Genomic DNA, 1,800 nt, shown 5'->3' on the forward strand with positions numbered 1-1,800 from the left:
CCGGCCCACCCCGCCAACCCGGCCCCGCCCGCCCACACCGGCTAGCGTCTGGTCGTGGCCCCCGACGACATCAAGCCCCATGCGGGCGGGCGCGAACCGGACTACCGGTTCACCCTGGCCAACGAACGCACCTTCCTCGCCTGGCTCCGGACCGCCCTCGGGTTGCTCGCCGGCGGTGTTGCCGTGCACCAGCTGGTGCCGAACGCCGCCAGCACCGTTCTCGCGGGCCTGTGCGTCGTGCTCGCCGCCGTTCTCGCCGGCACCGCCTATCCGCGGTGGCGGCGGGTCCAGGTCGCCATGCGGGCCGGGGAACCGCTCCCCCCGAGCCGGCTGATCCTGGTCCTGACCGGCGGGCTGCTCACCCTCATCGTGGCCGCGGCCGTGTTGCTGGTGGTCTCGTGAGGGACACGAACCCGCAGCGGACGGTGACGACCCGCGACACCGGCTCCGGCGCCCGGTGTACCTGGCAGGACGCTCCGGCCGCCGTCGCCGGACTTCCCCAGCGGCCGCGAATACCGCTCGTTCGCGATTATCGCGACGTCATAAGTACCGTCACGGACCTGGGGATCCGGCCGTGACCACCCCGGGTGGCGCCCAAGCCGAGCGCACCGGGCTCGCCTGGCGCCGGACCGCACTCGCCTCCGCCGCCTGCACCGTCCTGCTGCTTCACTCGGCCGCCCAGCGCCACTGGGGCCTCAGTCTCGTCCCCGTGCTGCTCGCCGCGGCCACGTCCGCCCTGCTCGCAGCCATCGGGGCGCGGCGGGAACGGGCCATGCGCGCCCCCGAACCCGGTCCGGCGAGCCCGGTACTGCCCGCCATCGCGTCGCTGGCCGTGACCGCGACGGCCGTCTCCGTGGTCATCCTCCACTGACGGGTGAAGTCGGCACATCCTGAAACCGATTAATCGCAATGTGCCGGGCCTGGTCGCGGGAACATCACGGTCGCTCCTGCTAACGGGGTATTGGTCGTTGAAATCTGGACTGACCCGGGTGGAGGTGCTTACGATTACCCTGCGTCGCACGGACCGCAGATCTACCCGGGAACTTCCGGAGCCTCTGCGATGGATCAGTTACGGAGTGTTGAACCCCCGGCAGCGACGGTCGAGGGTCGGCCGGGGAGACGACCATGACAGCACCGCCGAGGACCACTGAGGAATCCGCTTCCGCCCTTCGCGATTATCGGACTCCCGAGCATCTGCCCCGCCCGAACGGGCGGCTCACCAAGGAAGATCTCGACCCCCTGGTGAAGGACGCCGGCAGCGGCAACCCCGCCGCCATCCACTCGCTGCTCCAGATGATCGAGCCCGTGGTGGTCCGCTACTGCCGCGCGCGGATGGGCGGGCGCGACCTCTCCTACCTCTCGGCCGACGACGTCGCCCAGGAAGTCTGCCTGGCCGTGCTCAAGGCCCTGCCCGACTACCAGGACCGCGGCGGCTCCTTCCTCTACCTCGTCCACGCGATCGCCGCGAACAAGGTCGCCGACGCCTACCGCGCCGTCGCCCGCGACCGCTCTGAGCCCGTCCCCGAGCTCCCCGAGCGCCCGCTGCTCGCCGGCAACGAACCGGAAAGCCACGCGCTGCACCTCGACCTCGGCGCCCGGCTCGGCCGGCTGCTCGCCTCGCTGCCGCGCGTGCAGCAGGAAATCCTGACCCTGCGCATCGCCGTCGGCTTCTCGGCGACCGAAACCGCCGAAGCGCTCGGGATCTCCCCGGGCAACGTCCGCGTGACGCAGCACCGGGCCCTCACCCGGCTGCGCGGCATGATCCGCGACGACGAGTTCTGACCGACCACCCGCGCGGCG

Annotated in this window: 3 protein-coding genes; all 3 read left to right on the top strand. The window is 71.7% G+C overall.

Annotated elements, in window-relative coordinates; translation table 11 throughout:
* Window positions 1–54: 54 nt before the first annotated feature.
* The 3 genes from C2L59_RS15465 (at window position 55) to shbA (ending at window position 1,782) form a co-directional block, all read left to right on the top strand.
* A complete protein-coding gene (locus C2L59_RS15465) occupies window positions 55–402 on the top strand; it encodes a YidH family protein (protein ID WP_103350207.1) in 348 nt (115 codons plus the stop codon).
* A 172-nt stretch (window positions 403–574) separates the two neighbouring features.
* Window positions 575–871 carry a DUF202 domain-containing protein gene (locus tag C2L59_RS15470; RefSeq protein WP_103350208.1) on the top strand — a complete coding sequence of 99 codons (297 nt, stop codon included), beginning with the start codon at window positions 575–577 and terminating at the stop codon, window positions 869–871.
* 254 nt (window positions 872–1,125) lie between these two features.
* Entirely contained in the window at window positions 1,126–1,782 is a 657-nt protein-coding gene (gene shbA / locus C2L59_RS15475) for an RNA polymerase sigma factor ShbA (protein ID WP_304485940.1), read from the top strand.
* Window positions 1,783–1,800: the final 18 nt, after the last annotated feature.

This window comes from Amycolatopsis sp. CA-128772 (genome assembly GCF_002904295.1).
GTDB lineage: Bacteria > Actinomycetota > Actinomycetes > Mycobacteriales > Pseudonocardiaceae > Amycolatopsis.